At 59.0% G+C, this 25,936-nt stretch carries 21 protein-coding genes and 1 pseudogene; 14 read left to right on the top strand and 8 right to left on the bottom strand.

Features of this window, described 5'->3' with window-relative positions; translation table 11 throughout:
• Positions 1 to 3: 3 nt before the first annotated feature.
• A complete protein-coding gene (gene araD1 / locus IVB42_RS31970) occupies positions 4 to 996 on the top strand; it encodes an AraD1 family protein (protein ID WP_247369484.1) in 993 nt (330 codons plus the stop codon).
• A gap of 226 nt (positions 997 to 1,222) precedes the next feature.
• Positions 1,223 to 2,575, top strand: a complete 1,353-nt coding sequence (locus IVB42_RS31965; protein ID WP_247369482.1) for a PLP-dependent aminotransferase family protein — start codon at positions 1,223 to 1,225, stop codon at positions 2,573 to 2,575.
• A 58-nt stretch (positions 2,576 to 2,633) separates the two neighbouring features.
• Here IVB42_RS31965 and IVB42_RS31960 read toward each other — a convergent pair whose 3' ends face one another.
• Positions 2,634 to 4,076, bottom strand: coding sequence for an aldehyde dehydrogenase family protein (locus IVB42_RS31960; RefSeq protein ID WP_247471777.1), 1,443 nt, complete (start codon positions 4,074 to 4,076; stop codon positions 2,634 to 2,636).
• A gap of 257 nt (positions 4,077 to 4,333) precedes the next feature.
• Between IVB42_RS31960 and IVB42_RS31955 the strand changes: the two genes are divergently transcribed.
• The 3 genes from IVB42_RS31955 (at position 4,334) to IVB42_RS31945 (ending at position 8,951) form a co-directional block, all read left to right on the top strand.
• Positions 4,334 to 5,545 (top strand): CoA transferase, encoded by a 1,212-nt coding sequence (locus tag IVB42_RS31955; protein WP_247371489.1) that lies wholly within the window; start codon positions 4,334 to 4,336, stop codon positions 5,543 to 5,545.
• A 74-nt stretch (positions 5,546 to 5,619) separates the two neighbouring features.
• Positions 5,620 to 6,399 carry an enoyl-CoA hydratase-related protein gene (locus IVB42_RS31950; protein ID WP_247471774.1) on the top strand — a complete coding sequence of 260 codons (780 nt, stop codon included), beginning with the start codon at positions 5,620 to 5,622 and terminating at the stop codon, positions 6,397 to 6,399.
• Positions 6,400 to 7,625: 1,226 nt separating this feature from the next.
• The gene (locus tag IVB42_RS31945) at positions 7,626 to 8,951 is read left to right on the top strand and encodes an MFS transporter (protein ID WP_247297957.1); all 1,326 of its coding nucleotides are present in this window, start codon (positions 7,626 to 7,628) and stop codon (positions 8,949 to 8,951) included.
• A gap of 506 nt (positions 8,952 to 9,457) precedes the next feature.
• Here IVB42_RS31945 and IVB42_RS31940 read toward each other — a convergent pair.
• From IVB42_RS31940 to IVB42_RS31915, 6 genes are all read right to left on the bottom strand, one after another.
• The gene (locus IVB42_RS31940) at positions 9,458 to 10,693 is read right to left on the bottom strand and encodes an FAD-dependent oxidoreductase (RefSeq protein ID WP_247369475.1); all 1,236 of its coding nucleotides are present in this window, start codon (positions 10,691 to 10,693) and stop codon (positions 9,458 to 9,460) included.
• Complete coding sequence (locus IVB42_RS31935; RefSeq protein ID WP_247369473.1) at positions 10,690 to 11,565, bottom strand: sugar phosphate isomerase/epimerase; 876 nt, start codon at positions 11,563 to 11,565, stop codon at positions 10,690 to 10,692. The genes IVB42_RS31940 and IVB42_RS31935 overlap by 4 nt, the downstream gene beginning before the upstream one ends.
• A gap of 28 nt (positions 11,566 to 11,593) precedes the next feature.
• Positions 11,594 to 11,914: a Rieske 2Fe-2S domain-containing protein gene (locus IVB42_RS31930; RefSeq protein ID WP_247298923.1), complete on the bottom strand. Its 321-nt coding sequence runs from the start codon at positions 11,912 to 11,914 to the stop codon at positions 11,594 to 11,596.
• A gap of 154 nt (positions 11,915 to 12,068) precedes the next feature.
• Positions 12,069 to 13,064, bottom strand: coding sequence for a sterol desaturase family protein (locus IVB42_RS31925; RefSeq protein WP_247371474.1), 996 nt, complete (start codon positions 13,062 to 13,064; stop codon positions 12,069 to 12,071).
• 109 nt (positions 13,065 to 13,173) lie between these two features.
• Positions 13,174 to 14,004, bottom strand: coding sequence for a 3-methyl-2-oxobutanoate hydroxymethyltransferase (locus tag IVB42_RS31920; protein WP_247298928.1), 831 nt, complete (start codon positions 14,002 to 14,004; stop codon positions 13,174 to 13,176).
• Positions 14,005 to 14,340: 336 nt separating this feature from the next.
• Positions 14,341 to 15,276: a ribokinase gene (locus IVB42_RS31915; protein ID WP_247298919.1), complete on the bottom strand. Its 936-nt coding sequence runs from the start codon at positions 15,274 to 15,276 to the stop codon at positions 14,341 to 14,343.
• Positions 15,277 to 15,522: 246 nt separating this feature from the next.
• Between IVB42_RS31915 and IVB42_RS31910 the strand changes: the two genes are divergently transcribed.
• The 7 genes from IVB42_RS31910 to IVB42_RS31880 all read left to right on the top strand — a co-directional run bounded on the left by IVB42_RS31910 (position 15,523) and on the right by IVB42_RS31880 (position 23,005).
• Complete coding sequence (locus IVB42_RS31910; RefSeq protein WP_247298918.1) at positions 15,523 to 16,410, top strand: AraC family transcriptional regulator; 888 nt, start codon at positions 15,523 to 15,525, stop codon at positions 16,408 to 16,410.
• Positions 16,411 to 16,840: 430 nt separating this feature from the next.
• Positions 16,841 to 18,355: an amidase gene (locus IVB42_RS31905; protein ID WP_247371470.1), complete on the top strand. Its 1,515-nt coding sequence runs from the start codon at positions 16,841 to 16,843 to the stop codon at positions 18,353 to 18,355.
• A 36-nt stretch (positions 18,356 to 18,391) separates the two neighbouring features.
• A complete protein-coding gene (locus tag IVB42_RS31900; protein ID WP_026233434.1) occupies positions 18,392 to 19,249 on the top strand; it encodes a branched-chain amino acid ABC transporter permease in 858 nt (285 codons plus the stop codon).
• 4 nt (positions 19,250 to 19,253) lie between these two features.
• Positions 19,254 to 20,474, top strand: a complete 1,221-nt coding sequence (locus IVB42_RS31895; protein ID WP_247471771.1) for a substrate-binding protein — start codon at positions 19,254 to 19,256, stop codon at positions 20,472 to 20,474.
• Between the two features lie 78 nt (positions 20,475 to 20,552).
• Positions 20,553 to 21,590 carry a branched-chain amino acid ABC transporter permease gene (locus tag IVB42_RS31890; RefSeq protein WP_247285613.1) on the top strand — a complete coding sequence of 346 codons (1,038 nt, stop codon included), beginning with the start codon at positions 20,553 to 20,555 and terminating at the stop codon, positions 21,588 to 21,590.
• Positions 21,577 to 22,311, top strand: coding sequence for an ABC transporter ATP-binding protein (locus tag IVB42_RS31885; RefSeq protein WP_247369471.1), 735 nt, complete (start codon positions 21,577 to 21,579; stop codon positions 22,309 to 22,311). Before IVB42_RS31890 ends, IVB42_RS31885 begins: the two co-directional genes overlap by 14 nt.
• Positions 22,304 to 23,005, top strand: a complete 702-nt coding sequence (locus tag IVB42_RS31880) for an ABC transporter ATP-binding protein (RefSeq protein ID WP_247369468.1) — start codon at positions 22,304 to 22,306, stop codon at positions 23,003 to 23,005. The genes IVB42_RS31885 and IVB42_RS31880 overlap by 8 nt, the downstream gene beginning before the upstream one ends.
• A 127-nt stretch (positions 23,006 to 23,132) precedes the next feature.
• On the opposite strand, the pseudogene IVB42_RS31875 reads toward IVB42_RS31880, so the two are convergent.
• A pseudogene (locus IVB42_RS31875) lies at positions 23,133 to 23,545 on the bottom strand (IS5/IS1182 family transposase); the annotation flags it as partial.
• A 380-nt stretch (positions 23,546 to 23,925) separates the two neighbouring features.
• Between IVB42_RS31875 and IVB42_RS31870 the strand changes: the two are divergent.
• Both IVB42_RS31870 and IVB42_RS31865 read left to right on the top strand, forming a co-directional pair.
• Positions 23,926 to 25,104: a Tm-1-like ATP-binding domain-containing protein gene (locus IVB42_RS31870; protein WP_247285602.1), complete on the top strand. Its 1,179-nt coding sequence runs from the start codon at positions 23,926 to 23,928 to the stop codon at positions 25,102 to 25,104.
• Complete coding sequence (locus IVB42_RS31865; RefSeq protein WP_247285603.1) at positions 25,097 to 25,921, top strand: phosphoenolpyruvate hydrolase family protein; 825 nt, start codon at positions 25,097 to 25,099, stop codon at positions 25,919 to 25,921. Before IVB42_RS31870 ends, IVB42_RS31865 begins: the two co-directional genes overlap by 8 nt.
• Positions 25,922 to 25,936 lie beyond the last annotated feature (15 nt).

Raw genomic sequence — 25,936 nt, 5'->3', positions numbered from 1 at the left:
GAGATGCGACTAGTTCAATTTGTGACGCCGGAAGGCCGTCGGCAGGTGGGCGCCATTCTCAATGATGGTGCCCAGCCGGTGGTCGTTAAAGATGCGACGAGCGTCCGCGAGCTTGCGCTGGAAGCCGCGCGCTCGGATGCGTCCTTGGAACAACTTATTTCGGCACGGGGGGGTGAGGGAGAAGTCGATTACGACGAAATTGTTGCCGAGAAGAGGTTGCTTCTGCCGCTCGATCATGCGGAGCCGTCCCGCTGCACCATTTCCGTGACGGGCCTAACGCATCTCGGAAGCGCCGAATCTCGAGATGCCATGCACGCAAAATTAGCAGCAGATGATCTCTCCGACTCGATGCGCATGTTCAAACTCGGTCTTGAAGGTGGCAAGCCGAATCATGGAAGCATCGGGGTGCAGCCCGAGTGGGCATACAAGGGGAATGGTTCGTGGGCGGTGCCTCCCGAGCATCCGCTTAGTCTGCCGGCGTGGGCCGAAGATGGCGGCGATGAAGCAGAGGTCGTGGGCCTCTACGTCATCGGCGACCAAGGGGAGGTCCTGCGTGTGGGCTTCAGCCTCGGCAACGAGTACTCGGATCACGTGATGGAGCAGCAGAACTATCTCTATCTCGCCCATTCAAAATTGCGCGAGTGCTCTTACGGTCCCGAAGCCTTGCTCGGCGAACTCCCGAGTGACGTAACGGGTACCGTCCGCGTATCGCGGGCCGGTTCAACGATCTGGTCTGACAAATTCATTTCCGGCGAAGACAACATGTCCCATACCATCCGCAACCTTGAACATCACCACTTCAAGTATCGCGGTTTCCGTCGGCCGGGTGATGTTCACGTGCATTTCTTCGGCGCGAGCGTTTTGAGCTTCGCCGCCGGAGTCAGGCCGCGCAGCGGTGACGTCTTCGAGGTGGAATCGAAAGCGTTTGGCCGACCATTGCGCAACCCACTTATCGCGGAGGAAAAGACGGAGCTCCTTTCAGTCAAGGTACTGTAGGTTTCACAATCGAGGCAGGTCTACCTAAGTGACGCTTGGGTCCTTCATGGAGCGAGTGACCGTGCGGCGAGGCGGCGGTCACTGACCTCTCCTGTATCCGGAGCGCTCCGCCGTCTTTCGACACGTCGGAAATCTGTTGAAAATCAGCGGCTTCTCGCCCAAATTCATGATTGCGAGCGCGGCCTCGGGAGTTGAAGGTCAAGGTCCTCTAGGATAAGCGGTTGAAATGCAAAAATGGTATCCCGAACTGCGCCCCGGCAAGGCACCCGCTTTTCTCCGTTTACTCGAGGCTATTGAGAAGGACGTTTCGTCCGGGTCGCTTGCTGTCGGGGCGAAACTCCCGACCCAGCGTGACTTGGCGGAGCGCCTCGGTCTCAGCGTCGGCACGGTGATCAAGGCCTACGCAGAGGGGCAACGCAGAAGCCTGCTCGTTGGCCACGTTGGCCGAGGGACGTTTGTTGCAGAACAGCGCCAGAGCGTCCAGTCTCGCGGGCGGGTCATCGACCTGAGCTTGAACATACCAGGCCCCTCGCGGTTGCCGAAAGTGCTCGCAGATAGCAGGTGGACGTTCCCCAGTGACATCTCCGATTATGTCGGCTACCTCTCTCAGTCCGGGGTGATGGATCATCGCAGCCAGTTCGCCAGGCTGTTGCGCGATACCGGCTTCGATACCGGACCTGACAATCTCGTCGTCACGAATGGGGCGCAACACGGGTTCTCGTTGACACTGAGCGCCATTTGTCAACCGGGTGACAAGGTATTCGTCGAGGCCGCCACTTACCATGGCATGAAATCGTACGCTCATTTCGCCAAGCTTGAGCTGGTCGGGCTTCCAATGGATAGCGAAGGCCTCGTTCCGGAAGCGTTCGACAGAGCGGCGGCTTCGGGCAATGCGCGAGTGCTGTTCACGATGCCCACGGTCCAGAGTTCCACGGCCACAATCATGGGAGCCGCTCGCCGCCAGGAGATTGTGCGAATTGCACGCAAGCACGACATCCTAATCATCGAGGACGATGCCTACGGCTTCTTGGATCAGGCCAGCATTCCTCTCGCCTCGCTGGCTCCGGAGCGGACGTTCTACGTCAATACGCTGTCGAAATGTCTGGCGCCCGGCCTACGCCTGGGCATGCTCGTCGTGCCCGAACAGTATATACCCCGTATCCATCAGGCCATGCGGGCGACCGTTTGGATGGCGTCTCCCATCTCCTCCATGATCGCATCCGAGTGGATCGAGAACGGCCTTGCCGCCAAGGTGCGTCAGTCGTTGGCACAAGAAGCGAAGAACCGCGTCAAACTCGCTTCACAGATCCTACGGCCGCATGTTAGGGCCAACCATCCACCGAGCTTTCACGTCTGGCTGGATTTGCCGAGTGGCGCCGTCGAGCATGTTGCCGCCCGAGCATTGCAACGCGGAGTGATCACCACGCCGTCTTCCGCTCTGCTTGTCGATCCGTCGCTGATCTCGGGATTGCGAGTCTCGATCGGCGTGCCGGATCGCATCGAGGATCTCGAGTGGGCCTTGCGGCAATTGGCCGGCTCATTAGAGCCCACCAACGAAGCTGACATGTCCATCATCTGAAACCAGAATGCGCCGAGCGCATTCTGGTTGTGCTGTCTCTTCCGGAAGTGGCACCTGGTCAGATGTTGCCGCCGAAGGAATAGGACGTCTTGACTGTCGTGTAGAACTCGGCGGCATATCTGCCCTGTTCGCGCGGTCCGTAGGATGAGCCCTTACGGCCGCCGAACGGAACGTGGTAGTCCACCCCCGCGGTTGGCAGGTTGACCATGATCATCCCCGCTTGAGCATTGCGTTTGAAGTGACTCGCGTACTTCAGACTCGAAGTGCAGATCCCAGCCGACAGGCCGAACGGGGTATCGTTTGCGATCTCCAGGGCATTTTCATAGTTACGAGCACGGATCACCGTTGCAACGGGTCCGAATATTTCCTCCCGTGCGATTCGCATTCGATTGTCGACTTCCGCGAAGAGGGCAGGAAATAAATAGAAGCCCGGCATATCTCGACTAAGCAGTTCGCCGCCAGCCACGAGCTTGGCGCCTTCATCCTGGCCTAGACGAATATATAGATCTTGATCGAGCTGACGCTGATCGACCACCGGGCCAATGTGGGTTCCGGCTCTGCAGGCGTCGTCCACTACAAGGGATTTCATACGTTCTGCCATTGCTGCAACGAAATCGTCGTGGACGCCATCTGTCACGATAAAGCGGGAGGAGGCAGTGCAACGCTGGCCCGTCGAGAAGAAGGCGCTGTTCACTGCACATTCGATGGCCACGTTGAGGTCGGCGTCGTCCAGAACGACCATCGGATTTTTCCCGCCCATCTCAAGCTGAACCTTTTTCATCGGATGAGCCGTCGTACAACTCTGCGCGATGTATTCCCCCGTGGAGGTCGAGCCGGTGAATGAAATCGCGGCTATTTTGACATTCTTCAGCATGGCCTCACCAACGACGGAGCCGCGGCCCATGACGAGGTTGAACACACCTGGCGGAATACCTGCGCGCGAGATGATCTCCGTTAACGCGTGCGCCGATCCTGGCACCAGCTCTGCTGGCTTGAATACGACCGTGTTCCCGCAGGCGAGAGCAGGAGCAATCTTCCAGGCAGGAATCGCGACGGGAAAATTCCAGGGCGTAATGAGCCCCACAACGCCCACGGGTTCTCGGGTAATCTCGACGTCCACGCCAGCGCGAACGGACGGCAGCTTCTCGCCTGCAAGACGCAGACATTCACCCGCGAAGAACTGGAAGATCTGTCCTGCACGCGTGACCTCGCCAATCCCCTCTGGAAGGGTCTTACCCTCTTCGCGGGAGAGAAGCCGCCCAAGTTCCTCCTTCCGTGAAAGGATCTCGGCGGCGATCGCATTGAGGCAATCGTGCCGAGTCTGGATGGTTGAACGGGACCAGGCTCGGAAAGCGTCGAATGCCGCGTCAATCGCTCGCTCCACATCGCTTGCCGAAGCTTGCGCAAATTCGCCGACCACGTCGGACGTGTTCGAAGGATTCACGTTCGGCACTGCGTTCGACGCAGCAAGCCATTCCCCGGCGATGTAATTCAAATTCATCGGTGTCCATCCAAATTAGGTTCGTCGAAAAATGCCATGCGGGCGCGATGGCGAATTCATCATCGCTCTACGCCGGCGTTGGTACCGGAATTCCCGGGGACAGTGCTCGACCGCGCCGCAATCCAATTCCACATATATTGGGATATATCAATGCCGCATTGAGCTAGCATATGATTTGACCTGCTTAGGGTTGTGCTGTAGCTTTCGTGTGCCGGCTTGTGGCCAGCCAAAATCAGATTCATTAGAGAGGTCGCCAAGTGATCGCTGAACCCGCAGACAACACGCTCACCCCGAAAGCCGGCGCCCTTAATGGAATTGTCGTGCTGGAAGTGGGAATGGTGATGCAGGTCCCTCTTGCCGGCCAAGTCTTGGGCGATCTCGGCGCGGACGTCATCAAGGTCGAAAGACCCCAGGGCGACATCACCCGTGGGCTCGATTTCGAGGCGACTCGGGTTGGGGGAATGAGCTCCTACTATGCAGCCATGGGACGCAATAAGCGTACACTCGCCCTGGATCTCAAGAATCCAGTCGCCAAGGAAATCCTGCTTCAGCTGGTCGATAAGGCCGACGTGCTCATGCATAACTTCCGACCGGGCGTGATGGAGCGACTAGGCCTCGGATTCCCCGAACTGAGCGCGCGCAATCCTCGGTTGGTCTATGCCGCTGGGTTCGGCTTCGGTGAAAGCGGGCCTCTGGCGAGCCGGCCCGGCCAGGATATGTTGGCGCAGGCTTTCAGCGGGCTTGCTCGCGGCGGGCTTGAAGAGCATCAGCCGCCTCACTTGACCAATTCGCCTATCGTTGACTACGGCGCTGCAATGTCGCTTGTACAAGGTGTTCTCGCCGCCCTTATTGAACGTCAAACCTCTGGGCTCGGCCAAGTCGTCTCGACCTGTCTGTACGATGTTGCACTCGCCATGCAACTCTGTGAAATTGCGAGCGAGAGCATTTACGGAACGAAGACGAACTGGATCAGTCAGTCGATCTTCTTCAAAACTAAAGACGGCTGGGTCTCGGTGGTTATGCTGTTCCGTGACAATCCGCTTGGGCTGATGTGCCAAGCGCTCGGTCTGCCCGACATCAGCACGCGACCTGAGCTGTCAACCCGCGAAGGTCAGGTTGCGAATCTTTCGAGGGTTCAGGAACATTGCGCGGACGCGATAGCCTCACTCACGACCGAGGCGGTGGTGCAGCGACTGTCTGAGGTGGATCTCCTTTGCACGGCCGTCAATGAGATCGCGGGCGCCGTCAGTCAGGCCCAAACTGCGCACAATGGCATCATGTGGCAAGTAGATGTACCGGGGCGCGGAACCGTCCCGTTGGCCGGTCTTCCGATTAGCCTGTCGCGTACCCCGCCAGGCATCCGGATCCACCCAGCACCGATCGGTGCTGCCACCGACGAGGTGTTGTCCTCATTCGGATTCTCAGTCGAGACCATTGCCGATGCCCGCAATAGAAGGGCGTTCGGCTAGCCGCCGTGACCTTCGTTCGCGGCTTGCGCGAAGAAGCGCCATAAACTCCAAGCCAAACCTTCACGGATCACCCTTTGACCACATCAGACCTCGTCATCGCGTCCACGCCGTCCCGACATGTTCGGCTGTTGAGCATGAATAGACATGCGAAACGAAACGCTCTCAGCAATGAACTCATCGCACATATTGCGCAAGCCTGCCGCGCTGCCGTTTCCGACGAGGAGGTACGTTGCATCGTGCTCACAGGAGGCGACGCCTTCTTTTGTGCGGGCGCGGACATCAAGGAAATGCAGCAGCGCGGGTTCGAAGCCATCAACAACCCTATCAGGCGGAATGATTGGAGAGATATTACGACCTGCGTGAAGCCCATCATTGCAGCCGTTGAAGGCGTATGTTTCGGCGGCGGGAACGAACTGGCCATGCTCGCCGACATCGTGGTGGCGGGCGAGAATGCACAGTTTGGGCAGCCAGAAATCAATATAGGCGTGATCCCTGGCGACGGCGGCACTCAACGATTGACCCGCGTAGCAGGAAAATCATTGGCAATGTTGATGGTTCTGGGCGGTCAGCCAATTTCTGCTCAGGCCGCGCTGCGTGCCGGGCTCATCGCGGACATCGTCCCCACCGGCACGGCGAACGCGCGAGCGCTCGAGATCGCAGGCCGCATTGCGCAGAAGCCGCCGCGCTCCGTCGAACTCGCCAAATCAGCGGTGCTCGCCGCGTATCAGACGCCTCTGGATGCGGGTGTGGAATTCGAACGACAGGCAATTCGGGTGGCCTTCACGACTTCGGACCAGCAAGAGGGCATGGATGCCTTCTTTGAAAAACGCCCGCCCAGATATCGGGGAGAATGAGATATTCGACCAGGGCCTTTGCCTTCCGTCGTTGGTGCGGAACGGCCCCACCAGAACGAGGCATAAGGCGGCGGTCTTTACCAATTGAAATGCCACTACCTGGCCATGCTCCCCTCTCGGCTTGAGAGTAAGGGAGCCGTTCGCAGTATTAGGTTCGCGATGTAACCGCCCAGTGGCTGAGTTCCTAAAGCGGGCGATGTGCGACGCCACGGCGACTGACTCGTGCGCACTGTTAGTGATGCGCACCTTCGTCGCACCTCGCAAAAAAGCGCAAACCGCCTTCGCCGTATGACAGGGCCGCGCAGCAATCTACTGAAGCATTGCCGACACCTTCGATGACGGCGGCCCAGCCGTTTGCCTTCCACTAAGCTTGGTCAAGGTGGTTGGGGAGTACAGCGACATGACCGCGAGCGCGATCACCTCCTCGTGCGCGTGACTCCCATGGACGGCGACCGGAGATCCCGAGTCAGCCCATCGTAACGCCGCTGTCCATTGCCTTTCCTCTTCGAGCAATTGAATTGTTGGTGTTGTCAGTTGCGCCGGACGTTGAGAGAGGCGGGCGCTGATCGCTCCCGCGGAGTCCGCGGTTCAGAGCCATTTTTCGTCGAGACGTTCGGCATTTCAGGCCCGCAAGGCAACCAACGCGCGCATTGGGATAGCGCAATCTGGCCGGGAATTACGGCAATTGAGCTAGAATACGTGATTCTCTGCGCCTTACAGGCGCTCCATATTCCCCCAGGAGCTCTGCCGATCGCAAACTTCGCATCAGCTAGCCCAATGTCGTATTGCTGTGTCGCAATATTGACATTGGGCTATCTGCGTGTTGTGCTCCTCACGTACGGACTAGGGCAAGTACGACCGGCGTTGGGAAATAGCGACCGTGAGCGAGAGGCACTTTTCGCCCGCGGAGGATGCCGCCAACTCACGGCGTCATCGCCATAGAAAGACGAACGCGACGCGCAAAGCGCGGGTGCAACAGGAGGGAACGGTGAAATGAGCCAGACGCTCGCATATGCAGGCTGCTTGCAATATCAAAACGAAATGGCTCGGGGACGTCTTCTCCGCGCACCTCGGTCTTCTCGCCTGAGTTCGCCGCTCACAGCGCGGAGGTGCTCGCTTGTATTCCGCATCAGCGCCACGGAAGCCCACGAACGGCGATGACCTCTCGCCTCGGACTCCTGCGCCCATCATCCATGACGAATTGATTAAAAGAGCGGAAGCAAACCATGCAATTGACAGCACACCCCGTAGGGGACGTCGTTGAGATCGATAAATCCGTCGCGACGAGGTCAATGACTCTGGGCCTCGGCGGGGGCGTCGCCCTCGAATTCTACGACTGGCAGCTCTATGGCTTCATGGCGGCATTCCTGTCGCCGCACTTCTTTCCAGCCACTGACCCTGTCGTCTCGCTGCTCGCGGGACTGGCAGTATTCGGAGCAGGGTTTGCCGCACGGCCTTTAGGGGCGGCGCTGCTCGGCCCGATTGCAGATCGCATCAGCCACAAAGCCGTGATGCTGATCGCTGTTTCCGCCATGGCACTATCGTCGCTGATGATCGCAGTGCTGCCAGGCTACAAGGATCTCGGCATCACTGCCACCATCGTGCTGGTTTCCCTTCGGCTGGTGCAAGGCCTCGCCGTAGGCGCCGAAGCGGGCGTTGCAAATGCGATCGCGATCGAATTGGCACCGGCAGGTCAGGAGGGACGATACCTCGGACTGATCAATGGCACATTCATCATGGTGGGCTCGATCGGAGCCAGCTTGGTTGCTTTCCTGGTCAGCGGCGCCGTGTCCCCTGAAGTCATGCGCGATTGGGCTTGGCGCGTTCCGTTTGGCGTCGGAGGTGTTCTAGGCTTGCTCATCATCTATCTTCGGCAGACCCTTCCAGAAACCCTAATCGCTCGCGCCATGCATCGGGTCGACGAGGACTCGCGCATTCAAAAAACGACCGGCGGAGTGTGGAAAGCGCTTTGGAAGGCAAGGCTGTCCCTTTTCGCCGCGATTCTGGTTGTTGGCGGCGTCCAGATCGCTAATTACACGTACAATTTCGGTTTGCCTAACATTGCCAATGGCGTATTCAAGGAAAACAGCACTTATGTGTATGGCATCGTGACGGTCATGGGCGCGATTTGGATGGTGTTCTCGCCGACAATCGGTGCCTTTGCGGATAAGGTGAAACCGTCGCGGGCGTTCGTGATGATGCGCCTGCTGCTAATCCCGTCGTTCTTTCTATCCCTGCTCTATGCCGAGAAGAGCATTCTGACCTTCTCAATCGTTATGTTGGTGGGCGGAACTCTGGTCGGTTGCAATATGGCGCTCTATAACTTTATTGCCACAACGTTGATGCCCAGAAATATTCGGACCACCGGCGTCGCGCTCGGGTACGCTATTGGCGCAACGATATTCGGCGGTACCACACCATTCCTGCTGCTGTGGCTCCAACGCTCTAATCTGTCCTGGGTGTTTCCATTCTACGGCACGGCCGTCGCGTTGCTTAGCATCATAGTTTATCTGATCGCGAAACAACGAGGCGGCGTCTACGTCGGGGATTAGGCACGGCGGGGCTTCGTCTCCTACTTCTGGCTACCCCAGCGTGAACGATCCACATCACGAAGGGCCCCGCATTCTGACGGGGCCCTTCTCATTCAGACCGATTGCAACACGGAGATTTGGCCTGCTCTGGATCGAGGGTCATCCGCAGATTATAGACGTTTGTGATCGATAGTCGCAGTCCTAGACGAGGCCCTAGGCGGGCACTCCGGGCAGGTTTTCGGTCCTCGTATCTAGGACCATTCGATCGTGGCCGCGGCGCCCCCCCAAAGTCGGCCGGGGATGGATCCTGGCGCGACGTCGAGCGCAAGCTGATTGGCGCAGGGAGCGCAGCGATCAGCATCCAGCCGTTCTACCCCGCGCTCGTATAGCTCCAGCGTCATTGAGGACCACATAAGCCAGCCGCGTAGCGCGCCCGAGCGGCGAGCAGCATAGGCATCGGATTAACGCCAGTTCTCCGGCTGCAATCAGGATCGGCGCTGAGGCGGTCTCGGATACTGAATTCTATTCTAACCCATTAGTTTCTTCATGTTCATCTCGGGGCTTGCGAGCGCGTCTACTGGAGGTCTAAGCCGCCTCGCGATCATGATTTCGGCGGCACGAATTTCTCTCGCTACGACACCTAGGCTCCCGAATCCGCATGCGGCCACCAGGCGTCCATCTGCTGCGAGGTAAAACAAGATCTGAGCCCTCGCACCAAAATCTCTGATTATGGGAATTCCTCCTTCCGGAACGAGGCCCACGATTTGCAGTGTCTCGTCGTACTGATCCGACCAAAACCAAGGAACGTCCTCGTAAGGACGGTTCTCGCCCAACATGTTCGCCGCCGCCGCCGCACCTTGCCGCTGGGCATTGCGCCAGGCCTCCAGCCTGATTCGCTTTTCGTAGAGGCGGTGAGGAAACGAACAGCAGTCACCCGCCGCGAAAACGTGCGGATCTGAAGTCGCGAGCGTCTCGTCCAGAGCGATACCGTCCTCGATTGCTAGTCCCGCCGCTTGCGCAAGGCCGACATTCGGCGTCGCGCCGACCCCAACGATCACGAGATCGGCGTCACGCGAGCGACCGTCGGCCATTACCACTTTGGAACGGCCTTCGCTCCTATCGATGCGTTCGACGATCGCGGCTATCTCGATGCGCACGCCAGAACGTTCGTGCTTGGCTTTGATCAACTCGGCCATAGAAGCTGGCACTGCCCGCGTAAGTAGCCGCGATCCTGCCTCGAGTACGGTCACCGAAGCACCTCTCGAGACGGCGCTCGCGGCAACCTCAAGCCCGATGAAGCCGCCTCCGATCACGATCACGTCGCATCCTTGACCAATGACATGGCGGATGCGCGTGGCGTCCTCGTACGTCCGTAGTGTCGCCACCTCGGCTCCTTCGGCGATCGGAACGCTCAGTTTCCGAGGTCGGCCTCCCGTGGCCAGTAGGAGACGGTGATACGCTATCGCTGAGCCGTTTGAGAGCGTAACCATGTTGGCCGCGCGATCAATTGAGACCGCTTCGCTTCCCTGGAGATACTCTATTTCCAACTCGGCAAGGCGTTGTGACGTCACAATCAGCTTGGGTCCAGGGTTCATTTCGTCGAGCAGGAGCGCCTTGGATAGAGGCGGGCGCTCATATGGCAGTATAGTTTCGTTGCCTACTAAGGCCAGTCTGCCCCGCCATCCACGTTCGCGCAGGGCGATGGCGGCGGCTGTGCCGGCTTCGCCCGCGCCGACAATCACTATTGTGGATTTTGCACTCAAGTGGCCACCCGATCGCCAGTTGAAGGCGGCGCATCGTTTGCCAGACTCTCGAACACGTTGCGCACGAGGGATTTGAGTAAGAGAGCTTCCTTCCAACGATCTGTGCTGTCGTTGCCTTGTCGGTCGGTAATTGCATAAGGCTGCGGACCAAGTTCGCAGACGAAAGCGAGACGGGCATCCGCACCAGCGCGCCTTTGCCAGCTCTTGAATCCATACTTCCACCAATAGAGAAACAGATCCAACCAGATTTTGTGCTGAGGGAACGTGATCTCAACCTGTATCTGCTCGCGCGATGCAACGCGGCCATGAAATGCCCAGGTGCGGTCGAGCACCTGCCGCACCTGCGCTTCGTCTTCGTCCGAGATCGGATACCAAAACTCGCGGCCCAATAGGACGTGCGAGAGATCAGCGAGCATCCGCATCTCGGGAACCTGATCCATCAACTCGAGTGTAAACAGGAGATCTGTCGTCATCCTATTGCGATGCGTCTCGAAGTAGATCGGCATGTTCGCATCTTGCGCCACCCTGATCCAGCCTTCCAGCAGCGGGACACAGTCGGCGACACGGCGCGGGCGAATGTCAGGCTGGACGTCGAGATGCACGACGTCGAGGCGCCGAGCAAGGTCAATGGCAGCTTTCAGGTGATCGATCGTCTGCGGGAAGCACATACCCTCGACTGCAAGTCCCGAGCCGTCTAGGGCACGTGCAATCAGGGCGACGCGCGCAGGATCAGTGCACGAGGTGCTAATGCCGTCGAACCCGGCTTCTTGGATCATCGCTATGTTCTGATCGATGGAACGTTCGACCCCGTCGGGCTGGCGCCGTTCCATCGCCCAAAGGGACTGTAGTATAAGCAAGCTCTGCTTCGACATTGTCCTGCATTCCGCCCTTTGGCTCCGTTTAGAGCTTGATGAAGACGGTGTCGTTCTCGACCTTCACCTCGTAACTGCGCAAGTCGACGCATGCGGGCAAAGCACGCGACTCGCCCGTTCGGTAGTCGAAGGTCCCGAAGTGCTTGGGACACTCAATGATTCCGCCGTCGACGATGCCATCCGCTAGGTGGACTTTCTCGTGGGAGCAATGGCCATCGATCGCGAAGTAGTCTCCCTCGGGAGAGCAAACAATAACAAACGTGCGGCTACCATGATCGAAGCGAAGGGTCTCTTCGGGCATCAATGCATTGGTAGCACAGGCGGAAACCCATTCTCCTTGGCTGGTCATTCCGTATCCCTCTAAATCTATATCGCAACAATTGCACCGATGCCTTGGCAAATCCTCGACCGGCGCAGATGTCCTTGGCGGGCGGACGGGAGGCTCCCGCGCGTGCGCAGTGCTCGTAAGAAGAGAGCCGGACGGACATTCCGCAACATCAGAGCTAACTGCCGCGCGCCCACTTCTTGGCCTTTATGCGTTTGTACATCCTCTCGTCCGCTTCCGGAGAACCGTCGTGAGCTGTGCCGAACCACTCGTCGAGCGGGATGCGACGCTCACCGTAGTTCACTTCGAAATACTTGTGGTGGAGGTAGTGATAGAAGTTGTCCGTGTTGACGGCCTTCGCATCGTCCACCACCACCCGGTCGAAACCGGTGTGAGACTTCGCGGCGGACAACCCTGCGTGCATGAGCTGAAACATTGCATGCACCGGGTGGGAGAGCACGACGAAATGGATCAGCACGCCGGAAAAATAGGCGATGTGTTCAAGGGGAGACATTGACAAGCCCGACCACGGCCCCGGGTTTACGTTCTTGTGGTGTACTTTGTGTACGATGTGGTACAGCGGCCCGATATGAATGAGCCGGTGAATCAGATAGAAGTGCAACTCGCGCCAGACCGGCATCACCAACACGAGGATGGCGCAGTACACCGGGTGCTGTCCGAAATCGACGTACGGCAGATAGCTGTTAGCGTAGAGCCACCAGGTGGCCGCCTCGTATGCGGTCCATACTGGCACCGCGCTACACATGGTCCAAAACACGTTCTCAGCCGTCTGGCTTCCGAACATAAAGGCCGTATTGTCGGTGTCGGGCCACTTTGCATTATACTTGAAGTTGGTTTCCTGGCGCCGTTGGATATAGAGGATGAAGTGAAAGCTGCCATAGACTAGGAGCGTTAGCCCAGCGTTGCGCAGCAGAATGAGCAAAATCCAGTCAGCGCGGAATTCCCGCATTGTATCAAGCGCGGGTGTCAGATAGATCCACGATACAAGCGAGATCACGAAATAGAGGGTATTCCAGGGCAAGAAGTACCCCGGCAACCAACGAATAACTTTCTTCGGTTGCACTGGCCAGACAAAAATCGGCGCGCGTTCGGGCCTCTTGTTCGGTGTCCAATTCCCGCGTTTGTCGCGCGCCCCGTATAAGATGTCATCCATATTTGCTACTCCATCAACGTTTTGAAGAGAGAAGCTCGCCTATGCGGCCAGATTCTCAGGCGCCGAGACATCATCGCGGTTATCGCCCGCACGAGACTCAGATCAAAACTCAAACGCCCTCTTGCTTCAGCCTTGACATAAACGCGGCGAATTCGTCGTCGTCGATAATCGAGGTTTCCTGCGGCCCCGGAAACGCATTCGCACTGACGTCAGCGCGAAATGCACTGAGGGCTTTCACACGCTCTTCCTTGACACGCTCTTGCAGCGCTTGCAGGTTCCCATAGGTCCGGGCGTGCCGGGGCCGCCGGCCTTCGCCACCACATATGTCCTCGGTGAAGAGAAAGATCACGTCCGCATCAGGTCCGGAGCCAAGCGAAACCGTCACCAGTCCGGTTCGCCGACGGATCTCTGCCATGACTCTGGCGGGGATAACCTCGCATTCGACTGCAAAAGCGCCGGCCTCTTCGAGGCGGCGGAAGCGGTGAAAAAGCGTCAAGGCTTCGTCGGCATTCTTGCCGAAAGCGCGAAGCTTTCCGACCCAGGTCGATTTCCTTGGAACGAGTCCCAGGTGACCCACGACCGGAATATCTTCGGCCGCGAGCATAGAGACGGTCGCCATGCCGCGTGCCGTGATCACCGCATCGGCGCCGTCGGTCAGCGCCTTCAATGCGGTGCGTAGGATATCGTCCCGGGTTACGGCATCGGCAAAGCCCAGTGCCGCGGTGACGAAAAGCCGTTTCGAACCCTTGCGCACGGCCTCCACGTTGCGGGCGCGGGCAACCAGCATCTGGACACCAGCTTCCTCCGCAGCTGCTGCCTCGTCCGCCGTCTCAGCGGTGACTTGAGTGTAGCGCTTGCCCGAGTCTCGGGCCGCGCACAGATCGGCTACGGTCACCGTGCGCTCAGCTTCGCGCGCGGCCCAATCGTAAATCCGCGGCATCTTGCTCACGAGCTCTCAAAGTTATTGCCAAAGGTCCGGCGCGTCGAACCGGCGCCTGTCAAGGAATTTCGGAGGGTCGCCTCGCTACCTATCAACTGCGTGTCGTCCTTCGGTCGAGTGTCCATGTACAAAGTCGTCAAGCCGCCGGCCATCACTGTGCACATGGTTCGATATGCGGATGCCCTGCAGCGACAGCGAGACCATGCCAAACGAAGTGCGGCGGGTTTGGATATGGTGGCTCACAGCCGATCCTCTCCTCGCTCATGCCTCTCTTGACGACAGAGCAGGCCAAGTCGGCATCTGGAAGCATATGGTTCAGGCTCATTCTGAATCCTTTCAAGCCGACGCGAAACTTGTACGATACATCTCGTCGACTGCTCTACGTGTTGCCATGCCAGGAATGACCCCGAGCTTGGTGCAGACCAGGGCGCCGCAGCAAACCCCGAACCGCGCCGCTTCGATCACATCCCGACCTTCGGCCAGAGCCACGGCGAAGCCGGAATTAAACGCGTCGCCAGCGCCAGTCGTGTCCACGACGTCGACCTCGGCGGCTGGGATGGCTGTATCGATCGTGTCGGTCACAATGAGCACGCCGCGGTCGCCAAGGGTTACGATGACATTGGCGGCGCCGCGCTTGCGCAGCATCTCCACTAGCTCGCGCGAAGGGCGCGGATCGTCCGGCCGTAGACCGAGCAGAATACGAAGTTCGCTCTCGTTCGGCGTCAGGTAATCGACTAGCGGGAAAATCTCATCAGGAAGCGGCGCGGCGGGAGCTGGATTAAGGACAGTTTTCTTGCCGTGTTTTCGGCCCAGCTCCATGGCTCGCATTGCTACCTCGACCGGGGGTTCGAGCACCGCCATGACGACGTCGCTCTCCCGGATGCGGCTCTCGGCGCGATCTACATAAGCCGGGTCCATAGCGTTGGTTGCGCCATAGTCCATGATGATGAAGTTCTCACCGCGCTCGTTGAGAATGATGAAGCCCACCGCCGTCGGACTCTCAGCGATTTGCTTGACATGCGCCGTACCAACGCCCTCGGCTTTGAACAGATCGGTTGCGATATCGGCGAACTTGTCTTTGCCGATGATGGCCACCAGCGAGGAGTCCGCCCCCAGCCGCGCGGTCGCAACCGCCTGGTTTGAGCCCTTTCCGCCAGGCCCCATATCGAAACTGCTGCCGAGCATTGTGACGCCGAAGACGGGAATGTTCGGAGCCCTAATGGTAAGTCCCACCGCGAAGCTGCCTACGACGGTGATTTTCGGTTTACCCATCGATTCCTCCCTTGAAGGTGCTTAAGGCTCGCGCTTGTGTGGATTGCCTCCACGATATCGGCATAAGGAAAGTGCGGCGCTCAGCGTGAAGGCGCTGTTCGCGGGCGCTGAGTATTGACACCAGCTCCTCCCTAAATACTCGCAGCAGCCGCCCAAGGAGACAAAACGTGCATCCAGGATGGCCCATCGGCGAGTTTGCTTATTAGTCGTTGTGAGCGAGCATAGATGTGCAGCTCGTGCGTAGAAATGGACAAAGCACGCTCTGACTTATATAAAACGCGCATGGTAAAAATACTGCAGCGCACATTTTTCCCTGAGAGCCATCAGTATGTCCTTCCTGATGTCGCCTGGACTCGCTGCGCCTTTACGGTGCTGAGGGCTGGTAAAGTCATCACTGCCCCTGACCATCACATCGCGCGAGATAGCTATCCGGGCCAGGACATTCTCTACTGCACAGCGGGTCATGGCTTCGTATCGAGCGAGGGAAGGACATTGAGCGTTGGGCGCAATCAATTGATGTGGATCGCCAACGAGACACCGCATGCGCACTGGCCCGACGAGAGCGATCCCTGGACCGTTCTATGGGTACGGATCGACGGACCAAACTGTGCAGCCATTCGGCGAAAGGTGTTCGGCGGTGGTGCAACCCTCGCAACAATATTGGCGCCGAACAACATCGACCGGTGGTTCGAAGAGCTGTTTGGTGTTTTGCGCGCTCGAGATGATAACGTCGATATGGCCCTCAATCACCTTGTGGCAGAACTGCTGCACCTCATAGCAGCGCCTTCACCTCCGCACGGTGAGTCTCGTCTTCCAGCCCCATTGCGCGCCATCGTCTCAAAGATGCGGCAGGCTCCAGCGCGATCCTGGCATGCCGAGGAACTGGCCTCCGTCACCGGTCTCAGTGCCGCACAAACGCGGCGGCTATTCCAAAGGTATCTACAGATCAGTCCGCGGCGCTGGCTGATCCGAGAGCGTATTTTGATGGCGCAAAAGTTACTTTTAGAAACTGACGCGGGGCTCGATGCTATCGCCGAACGCTGCGGTTTCTGCGACGTCTATCACTTCAGTCGCGAATTTAAGCGCAGCACTGGCACGGCCCCCCGTACTTGGCGGCGCGCCGAAGGGAATTGAATCGATACGTTGCAGCTTTCAACGTCTGGCCATTAAATGTTTGGAGCACATCTCCAAGGTGAAGTAGCTGGATGTTTCCCTGCGGAAACTAAGCCGCTAATGCATTGCGTTGCTCTGTCAGATCGCTGCCACATTGCAACTCTAAGCTGACGACGCTGGTTTGCTTGTGTCGCCGCGCCGCTTCGTCAAAAACGAGCTGCTCGCGTTAACCGCGACAGGAAGTGGCAAGGTTTGGCGGCTCGGCAGGGGCTCCGCACCCAAATGCATTCAGCACCCGAAGCCGTTTTACCCAATATTACCCAGATCACGTTGCGCGCCCACTTTGGGCGAATGCACTTGCTCCGCAGTATGTGGCGAGTAAGTGGCCATCGTAGAATAATCGATGGGCGGCACGTCCAAATGCCGGGATGAAATTTCTTAGGAGAGCCTCATGTCAGTCGCCCTTCCCACGCCAACCCAGCTTCGTAGCATCGCCGAACAGTGTGGTCTCTCACTGACCGATGAGGACGTTGCCTCGTTCCTAGGCCTGATGCAGGGCTCGCTCGAAGCGTACAATCTCGTCGCTGCAATGCCCGACGAATTGCCGGTGGTCAAATATCCACGCACTCCGGGCTATCGGCCGTCACCGGAGGAGAACCCGCGCAACGCCTGGTACCGCAAGTCGACGGTGAAGGGCGCGGCGAGCGGCAAGCTCAAGGGCAAGACGGTGGCCCTGAAGGACAACATCATGCTGGCCGGGGTGCCCATGATGAATGGCTCGGCCACCCTCGAAGGCTACGTACCCGACTTCGACGCCACCATCGTTACGCGCATGCTCGATGCTGGTGCCGAGATTGCCGGCAAGGTTCACTGCGAGGCCTTCTGTCTCTCGGGTGGCAGCCACACCAATGCGACCGGTCCGGTGCATAATCCACACAGGATGGGCTATTCGGCCGGCGGTTCTTCCTCGGGAAGCGGGGTTGTGGTCGCGCTGGGCGAGGTCGACATGGCGATCGGGGGCGACCAGGGCGGCTCGATCCGCATGCCATCCTCGTTCTGCGGCACATACGGTATGAAGCCGACCTGGGGTCTCGTTCCCTACACGGGCATCATGCCGATCGAGGTCTTTATTGATCACACCGGACCGATCACGGCAACAGTGGCCGATAACGCGCTGCTGCTCGAGGTGATCGCCGGTGACGACGGCTACGATTCGCGCATCAAGGCACCAAAGGTTGACGAATACACCAAGGCCTTGGGTGCAGGCATCAAAGGGATGAAGATTGGCATCCTTAAGGAAGGTTTCGAGCAGCCGTCCGCGGAGGCTGCGGTCAATGAAAGCGTGCGCGAGGCAGCCAAGCGCTTTAAAGATCTTGGTGCGACTGTTGAGACCGTCTCCATTCCGATGCATCTCCTGGGGGCGGCGATCTGGACCCCGATCGGAACCGAGGGCGCCGTCCAGACCATGATGTTCGGCGACGGCTATGGTCTCAGCCGAGGCGATCTCTACCCGACCTCACTGATGGATTTCCATCGCGGGTGGCGGCGGCAGGCAGACTCGTTGTCCGAGACGAACAAGCTGTTCCTGTTGCTCGGCACTTACATCAACAACACTTTTGGTTCCAGGTTTTACGGCAAGGCCGTCAATATTTCCCGCCGCCTCGCTGCAACATACGACAAGGCTCTCGAGACCTATGACCTTCTACTCATGCCGACGACGCCGATGAAGGCAACGCCGCTGCCGCCTGCCGGCGCCAGTCGCGAAGACTATTTCACTCGCGCGATCGAGATGTTCACCAATACCGCGCCATTCGACATTACGCATCATCCAGCCATGTCACTGCCCTGCGGAATGGTCGACGGCCTACCAGTGGGCCTGATGCTGGTCGGTCGTTACTTCGAGGAATCCACCGTCTACCGCGCCGCCCATACTTTCGAACAGATGGGCGACTGGAAGAAGATGTGAGACGGGCTGCGATGGCGTCCGGGTGGATCGCAACATATGACCAACGCATTCATGGCGGCATTCGACATTCTGAGCTTCGGCGCGATCATGGTCCTGATCGTACTGGGCCTCGGAGTCATAGCGAGCATGATGGGCATCTTCAATTTTGCCCAAGGCGAGTTCGTGTTGCTCGGTGCCTATATTACGTATCTCGCCTATAGCCATGGTCTCCCCGTTTGGGTCGGTATGGCGGCCGCACCGATCCTCGTCGGATTGCTGGGTTTTGTACTCGAAGCACTCATTATCCGCCGCTTCTATGCGGCACCGATCGTGGCGATGCTCGGCACCTATGCCCTCGGTCTTATCATCCGAGAAACGGTGCGGGGCCTGATTGGCGGCTTCTATCTGACGGTTCCGGAGCCGATTGGCGGATCTATCGCTATCGCCACTATGCACATCTCGGCCTGGCGCTTCGCGATACTCGTGATCACGGGTTTGGTGATGGGGGCCTGCTATCTGCTCCTGTCGCGCACGAGCTTCGGCCTGCGCGTTCGGGCGACGCTGGAAAATCCAGCGCTGGCGCGCGCCTCTGGCGTTTCGACGACGTTCATCTATGGCGCCACCTTTGCTTTCGGCGCAGCGTTAGCGGGGCTCGCCGGTGCGCTTATCGTGCCGGTTTTCGATCTATTTGCCGATCTCGGAATTCGTTTTCTGATCCAGGGATTTGTTGCCGTCATGGTCGGTGGCGTCGGCTCCTTCATCGGACCGGTGGCAGGGGCCGGCGTAATCGGCGCTCTTACCGCGGCGCTACCTTGGGCAGTGGCACCGGTAGTCGCCGACGTGCTCGTCTTCGTGCTTGCCATCTGTTTCATCAAGTTCCGCCCGCAAGGCCTCATCGCGCAAAGGGGAGTGTAGTCATATGATTGCTGATCGCGTCCAACTCACACGTCGTCGTTTCCTTTCGAACTTCGCTTTCACGGCTGGTGCGATCGCCACAGGAGCCAGCAGTTGGGTGATCCGCCCCGACTGGGCCAATGCGGCCGAAGGCCCCATCAAGGTCGGCATCGCGATCGATCTCACCGGCCCAATCGGCTTTGCCGGAAAGGCGGATGCCAACGTCGCCAGAATGGTGATCAAGGAAATCAACAATTCCGGCGGACTTTTGGGCCGGCCGCTCGAGCTTTATATCGAAGACACCGCCTCTAATGAATCGGTGGCGGTGGGCAATGTGCGCAAGCTGATCCAGCGCGACAAGGTGGACATGGTCCTCGGCGGCCTCGCGAGCTCGATGCGCAACGCGATCAAGGATGTAATCGTATCACGGGGCAAGACACTCTATATTTATCCACAATTCTATGAAGGTCAGGAATGCACACCATACCTGTTCTGCACCGGCGCCACACCGGCGCAGCAATGCGACACATTTATCCCTTGGCTGATCAAAAACGGCGGCAAGAGGTTTGCCCTTCCAGGTTCTAACTATATCTGGTCGCGTAATCTGAATGCATACGCCCGTAAGTTGATTGAAGCAAATGGCGGCGAGGTCGTGTTCGAGGAGTATTATCCTCTCGACCAGGTCGATTTCTCCGCTACTGTCCACGGGATTATCTCTAACAAGGTCGACACTGTCTTCAACACTGTCATTCCACCCGGTGTCGGCCCCTTATTCAAGCAGCTCTATGAAGCGGGCTATCTCAAGAACGGCGGACGGCTTGCTGCCGTGAATGAGGATGAGAATTATCTTAGCCTCCATCCGGTCAATGAGATGGAAGGGCTTGCGAGTTGCCTCGACTATTACAAAGCAGTCGCCAAAGATGATCCCGTCTCCGCCAGAATTCAGGCGGCCTATGAAAAGGACTATCCTGGAGATTCCCTGTTTGCCGCGAGCAGTGCCGCGCCCAGCACCTATCGCGGTCTGAAACTTTGGGAGGCCGCGGTCAAGGAAGCCGGGAAGGTCGATCGCGAGTCGGTGGCTGCGACGCTCGATCACGCCAAGATCGCGGAAGGTCCGGGCGGACCCGCCGAGATGGTGCCGGGCAAGCGGCACTGTAAGATGAACATGTACACGGCGGTGTGCAAAAGCGGGAAGTTTGAAATCGTGGAACGTAGCAATGGGCTTGTTGATCCCAGGGAATGCTGACGAGTCGCGGCGGAAGCGATGAGCGCGGTAGAGAGGCCATCGGTGCCCACATTAGAAGTGAATTGTGCGACGGCTGAAATGGCGGAAACCGCCTTTGCAGGGCAAGTTGGCCCTGCGCGACGGGTCCTGCTCATCATCGAAGGGCTAGTGCTGATTGGAGCACTAGTCCTTCCGGTGATGCTGCACGACTATCTTACGGTGTTTGCGACTCGCGTCGTGATCCTGGCGCTCTTCGCTCTCTCGTTCGATCTGGTGTGGGGGTATGCCGGGATCATGAGTTTCGGGCAGGCCCTCTTCTTCGGCTCGGCAGGCTATGGCGTCGCGCTGCTTGCACGCGATCTCGACATCACCTCAATCCTTTTAGTGCTGCCGGCGGGCACACTAATCGGCCTCGTCTTCGCGCTGCTGCTCGGTGGTTTCCTCCTACTCGGCCGGCATCCAGCCAGCGTGATCTTCGTTTCGCTCGGTACGCTCACCGGCGCCTATGCCGCCGATCGTCTCGCGCGAGGCTGGTACTATCTTGGCGGCCAGAACGGCATTCCCTCGATTCCGCCGATGACGCTCGGCTCCTACGAACTCTCGGAAGGGCCGATCTTTTACTATCTCGCACTGGGGCTTCTCGTCATTGTCTACTTAGCATGCCGCTTCCTGGTGCGCTCGCAGTTCGGTCTCGCGCTCGCAGGACTCCGCGAGAACGAGCAGCGCATCGCTTTCTTCGGCTATAAGACACAGCATCTGAAGGCCATAGTGTTCGCGATCAGCGGCGCCATCGCAGGCCTGGCCGGTAGCCTCTATGCCTTCCACGAGGGTTTTGTGTGGCCCAATATGATCGGCGTTGTGGTCTCCACGCAGGTCGTGCTCTACGTGCTGTTCGGCGGCTCCGGCACGCTGATCGGCGCGGTGATCGGTACGGCCATTGTCGAAGGCCTCTCCTTCTGGCTGTCGGACAATTACCGCGACATTTGGCCGATCATTCTGGGCCTGCTCCTGCTACTCGTGATCCTTTTCCGGCCGCTCGGGCTTATCAGCATAGTGTTGACGGAGCGCGAGCGCGTGGGTGGCTTCGCCGCGAAAGCGCAAAACAAGAAGAGGGCGCAGCATCATGCCGCTTCTTGAAGCCGCAGGCATTGGAAAGATCTTTGGCAAGCTTACGGCACTCGATGGCGCGGCTCTCACGGTCGGCGAGAACGAGTTCCACGGTTTGATCGGGCCGAACGGCTCGGGCAAAAGCACGCTGATGAAGTGCATTGCCGGGGCGGAGGTGCCGACCCAAGGCAAGGTCAGCTTCATCAACGCTGATATCACCGCATTCACGCCCACCGAGCGCGCTCGGGCTGGCATGAGCCTGAAGTTCCAAATCACATCGGTGCTGCCAACCCTCACCCTCTACGACAATATCTTGCTCGCGCTGCAGGGGCACTGCTCGCTTCTTGATCTTGTGTTCTCGCGCAGCCGCAGACAGTTGCACGACCAAGTCATGATGATGCTCACCCAGTTTCGTCTTGCTGATCGTGCGTTTGATGCCGCAGCAGCGCTTTCTCATGGTCAGCAACAATGGCTGGAGATTGCGATGGCGCTCGCGGGCAAGCCCCGGCTGCTGCTGTTGGACGAGCCCACCGGAGGCATGAGTCTGGAGGAGCGCCGCGTCACCGGCGAACTCTTGCGACCAATCAAGGAGCATTGCTCTCTCGTTATCGTAGAGCACGATCTCGATTTCATCCGCGATATCTGCGACCGCCTCACCGTCCTCGACCAAGGCAAGGTGCTTGCGACAGGAAGCGTCGCGGAGATCCAGGCCAACAAACGTGTCCAGGAGATCTACTTACGCCGTGCTTAAACAACAGTTCCTCGACATAAGGCATCTTGACGCGGGTTATGGCCGCAGCCAGGTGCTGTTTGACATTACCCTCGGCATTCCCAGGCGCGGCGGTGTCGCCGTGCTTGGCCGGAATGGTGCAGGCAAGACTACGCTGATGAAGGCCATCGTCGGCGAGCTACCAAGCTGGAGAGGCGAGGTTTTCTTTGATGGCCACGATTTCAATCGCCTCCGGACCGAGCAGCGTGTGCGCGCCGGTATCGGCTATGTGCCGCAAGAGCACTCGGTGTTCGCACGCCTCTCGGTACGTGATAATCTCGCAGTGGGATCGCTCTCCAACACCGACGCTTCGGCGATTGATCGGGTCCTGACGATCTTTCCCAAGCTCGGCCACCGCTTGGATCAGGCAGCTGGCACTCTTTCGGGCGGCGAGCGTAAGATGCTAGCGATCGGGCGTGCGCTACTGGGAAACCCAAAGCTGCTGCTGCTGGATGAGCCGACCGAGGGAGTTTGGATCGGCGTGATCGAGGAGATTACTGAACGCCTGACTGCGCTCACCAAGGAGATCGCGGTGATCATCGTCGAGCAGCACCTGGATCTCGCTTTGCGCGTGGCGAGCCACGCGTACGTACTCGATCGCGGCCGCATCGCGCTGCACGGCGCGGCAGGCGATGTCCGCGGCAATCCGGAACTTCTGCGGTACCTCGCACCTTAGTTTCTAGCGCCAGTCCGAGATAGTTAACTCACTCGCTAAGTGAGCTTGGCGGAGCAGGCGAGGGTTCGCCATAGCAGTCGGCGAACAGGCCGCTCAAGCGTTGTTGTCAGCGAGGATGCGGCGGCACGTTGTGGCCAACGACTGAGAGGATGACATTTGCGGCATCGTCGGCGCTGCACTTGAGGTACGTGGCCGAGGTCACGTTCGGCTTTTGTGATGGGGAAGCGGCGGCGCAGCTCTCGCCTCATGACACCGAAGACGCCGCGCTTCTCCCGGAAATGAAGACGCGAAGGTGGATTTTGTGCATCGTCACCGCAGTGCCCCTGTCGACATAGGCCCGCTCAATCGCACCGCCACAGAGTGTCTCGGCGCAGTCGATGACGTCCCACAAACGTGTGACCTTCGCAGGGGGCGGGCATTGCGCCGGCGTGCAGCACGAATAGGCCCACCACGGGCCCGGCGGTTTGTTGCTGAGGACGGAGGTCCTCACGTCCAATTCGTAGAGCGCGGCGGCCTTTGCCGAATGCACTCCACCTGCGGTGGCATGGAGGCGAACTGGCGCCCCTGCAAGCGCAACGCAACCTGGATGAGGGATTCGTTCCAGGGCTGTGACACAGCAGGATTGCTTGGTCGAGCCCACAGACACGCTACATCAATTTCCAGAAGGACGCGCTTTTGAGAAAAGCCGAGGGGAGGCCGGCAGTCTTCCTATAGGCCGCCGTTTCAGGGCATCTACCCAATCTTACCCAATCACACTCCTCGCCGATGTTATAGCCAGCGTCGGCTCGGTTTAGACCACATGCTATTAAAAATGATCCGGGAGGAAGATCGTGTCTCACCATTGCACGGGCGACCAGGGGTCGGTCCGGGATGGTAATCGATCTGGGATTACGGCCGGCGCCTCAGGCGCGGTTGCAATCGTGGCTACGCTGGACACCAAAGGCCCCGAAGCATCCTTCCTCTCGGACATCATCCAAACATGCGGCCGAAAGACCATCCTGATCGATATCGGGACCTCGAATAATGAGGTGAAGGCCGCCCACGCAACTGACGCGAGCCGCGCGCGCTCAGCCTCGCCCGCCGAGCTCCTGAAAGAGATTGCCGCAGCTACCCGCATAAAGGTGGCTGGCCTGCTCGCCTCGGACGCAATCAGCGCGATTGTGGCCATTGCAGGAGGAAAGGGAAGCGCTGTTTTCGGCGAGGTCGTGTCTGATTTGCCTTACGGCTTCCCCAAGCTGCTGGTGACCAGTGCAAGACCAGCGCTCCTGGCCGAACTCGCGATTCACAACGACATCATGCTCTATCCAACCTTGGTCGATTTCTTCGGCATTAACGCGTTCACGGCAAGGGTGCTGGAGAATGCAGGCCGAGCCATTGCGGCCATGCGCTATGTGCCGGCCAAGCATGGGTGCGAAAGAAAGATTGTTGCGATCACGGCCTTCGGTGTGACGACGCCCGCGGCAACTCAATGCGTGGCACGTCTTGCAGAGGCCGGCGCAGACGCGATCGTTTTTCCCGCCAACGGTGCTGGCGGTCGCAAAATGGAGCAGCTGATTGCTGCCGGCGAATTCGATGCCGTGCTCGATCTGACCACAACGGAATTGGCCGATGAACTCATGGGAGGCACGGCCAGCGCCGGGCCCGATCGGCTCAAGGCGGCCTCGCGCCGCTCAATCCCACAAATCATCGCGCCCGGCGCGATCGACATGGTCAATTTTGGTCCACCGGCCAGCGTTCCCGATCAATTTCGCGGCCGCCAATTCTATTCACATACACCGTACACGACACTGATGCGAACCACGCCTGCGGAGAGCGCAAAAATCGGCCGGGTTACGGCCGAGCGGCTCTCGCAAGCACGCGGGCCGGCAGCCGTGCTTTGGCCAGCCAAAGGCGTGTCCGATTACGACCGAGAGGGTGGCGTCTTTCGCGATGCCGATGCCGATGGGGCATGGCTCCAGGCAGTTAAGGACAATCTCCGGCCAGAGATCGTTGTTTGCGAGCTGGACTGTCACATCAACGACCCCGAATTTGCCGAGGCCGCCGTGACGTGGCTCCTCAAACAACTAGGTCAAGGAGGCTCGTCCCGTGCGGATGTTTGAGCGAACCGACATTCTCTCGCGGCTTGCAGGTCAGGTCGCGGAGCGAAAAGCGATCCTTGCCGCGGCGAGCAGCTGCGGCCTCGTCGCAAAATGCGCCGCACTCGGAGGGGCGGATATGCTGGTGGTCTACTCTACTGGGCTCTCGCGGCTCATGGGGCTCCCCACCAGTCGTATCGGTGACTCCAACGCGCGTACGCTGGAGCTTGCGGCAGAAATCCGCAACGTCGTGTCTTCCGTCCCCGTCATAGGCGGCGTCGAGGCCTGGGATCCCCTGCGGCTCGATCTCGACGATCTTCTCGACAATTTCCTAGCCGCCGGATTCTCCGGTGTGATCAACTATCCCACCATCTCCACGATGGGAGAGAAATGGCGCGACCGCCGCGGTCGCGTTGGACTTGGCTTCGAGCGCGAGCTCGAGATGATTGCGACTGCCCGCAAGAAGAACATCTTCTCGCTTGCCTACGTTGCGAGCCCCGAAGATGCCAAAGCCATGGCAAGCAGCGGAGCCGACTGCATCGTCCCACATGTCGGCGCGACGCGCGGCGGGCTCGTGGGCCATGAGGAGGGCCAGTCCATCCAGGAGGCGATCCGGCGCATCAACGAGATCAACGCGGCCGCGCAAGCGGTCCGCTCGGACGTCATCCTGCTCTGTCATGGTGGGGCGGTCGCGGAGCCCCAGCACACGTTCGAGGTCTATCGGTCGACCGAGTGTGTCGGCTTTGTCGGGGCCTCCTCAATCGAACGAATACCGATTGAACGCTCGGTCAAAGCGGCGGCAGAGGAGTTCAAAGCCGTTCCCCTTCCGCGACATCACTGACGTTCAAAGAAACAC

Origin of the sequence: Bradyrhizobium sp. 45 (assembly GCF_023073155.1) — a bacterium.
Lineage (GTDB): Bacteria > Pseudomonadota > Alphaproteobacteria > Rhizobiales > Xanthobacteraceae > Bradyrhizobium > Bradyrhizobium canariense_D.
This window is presented reverse-complemented; position numbering and strand designations above follow the sequence as displayed.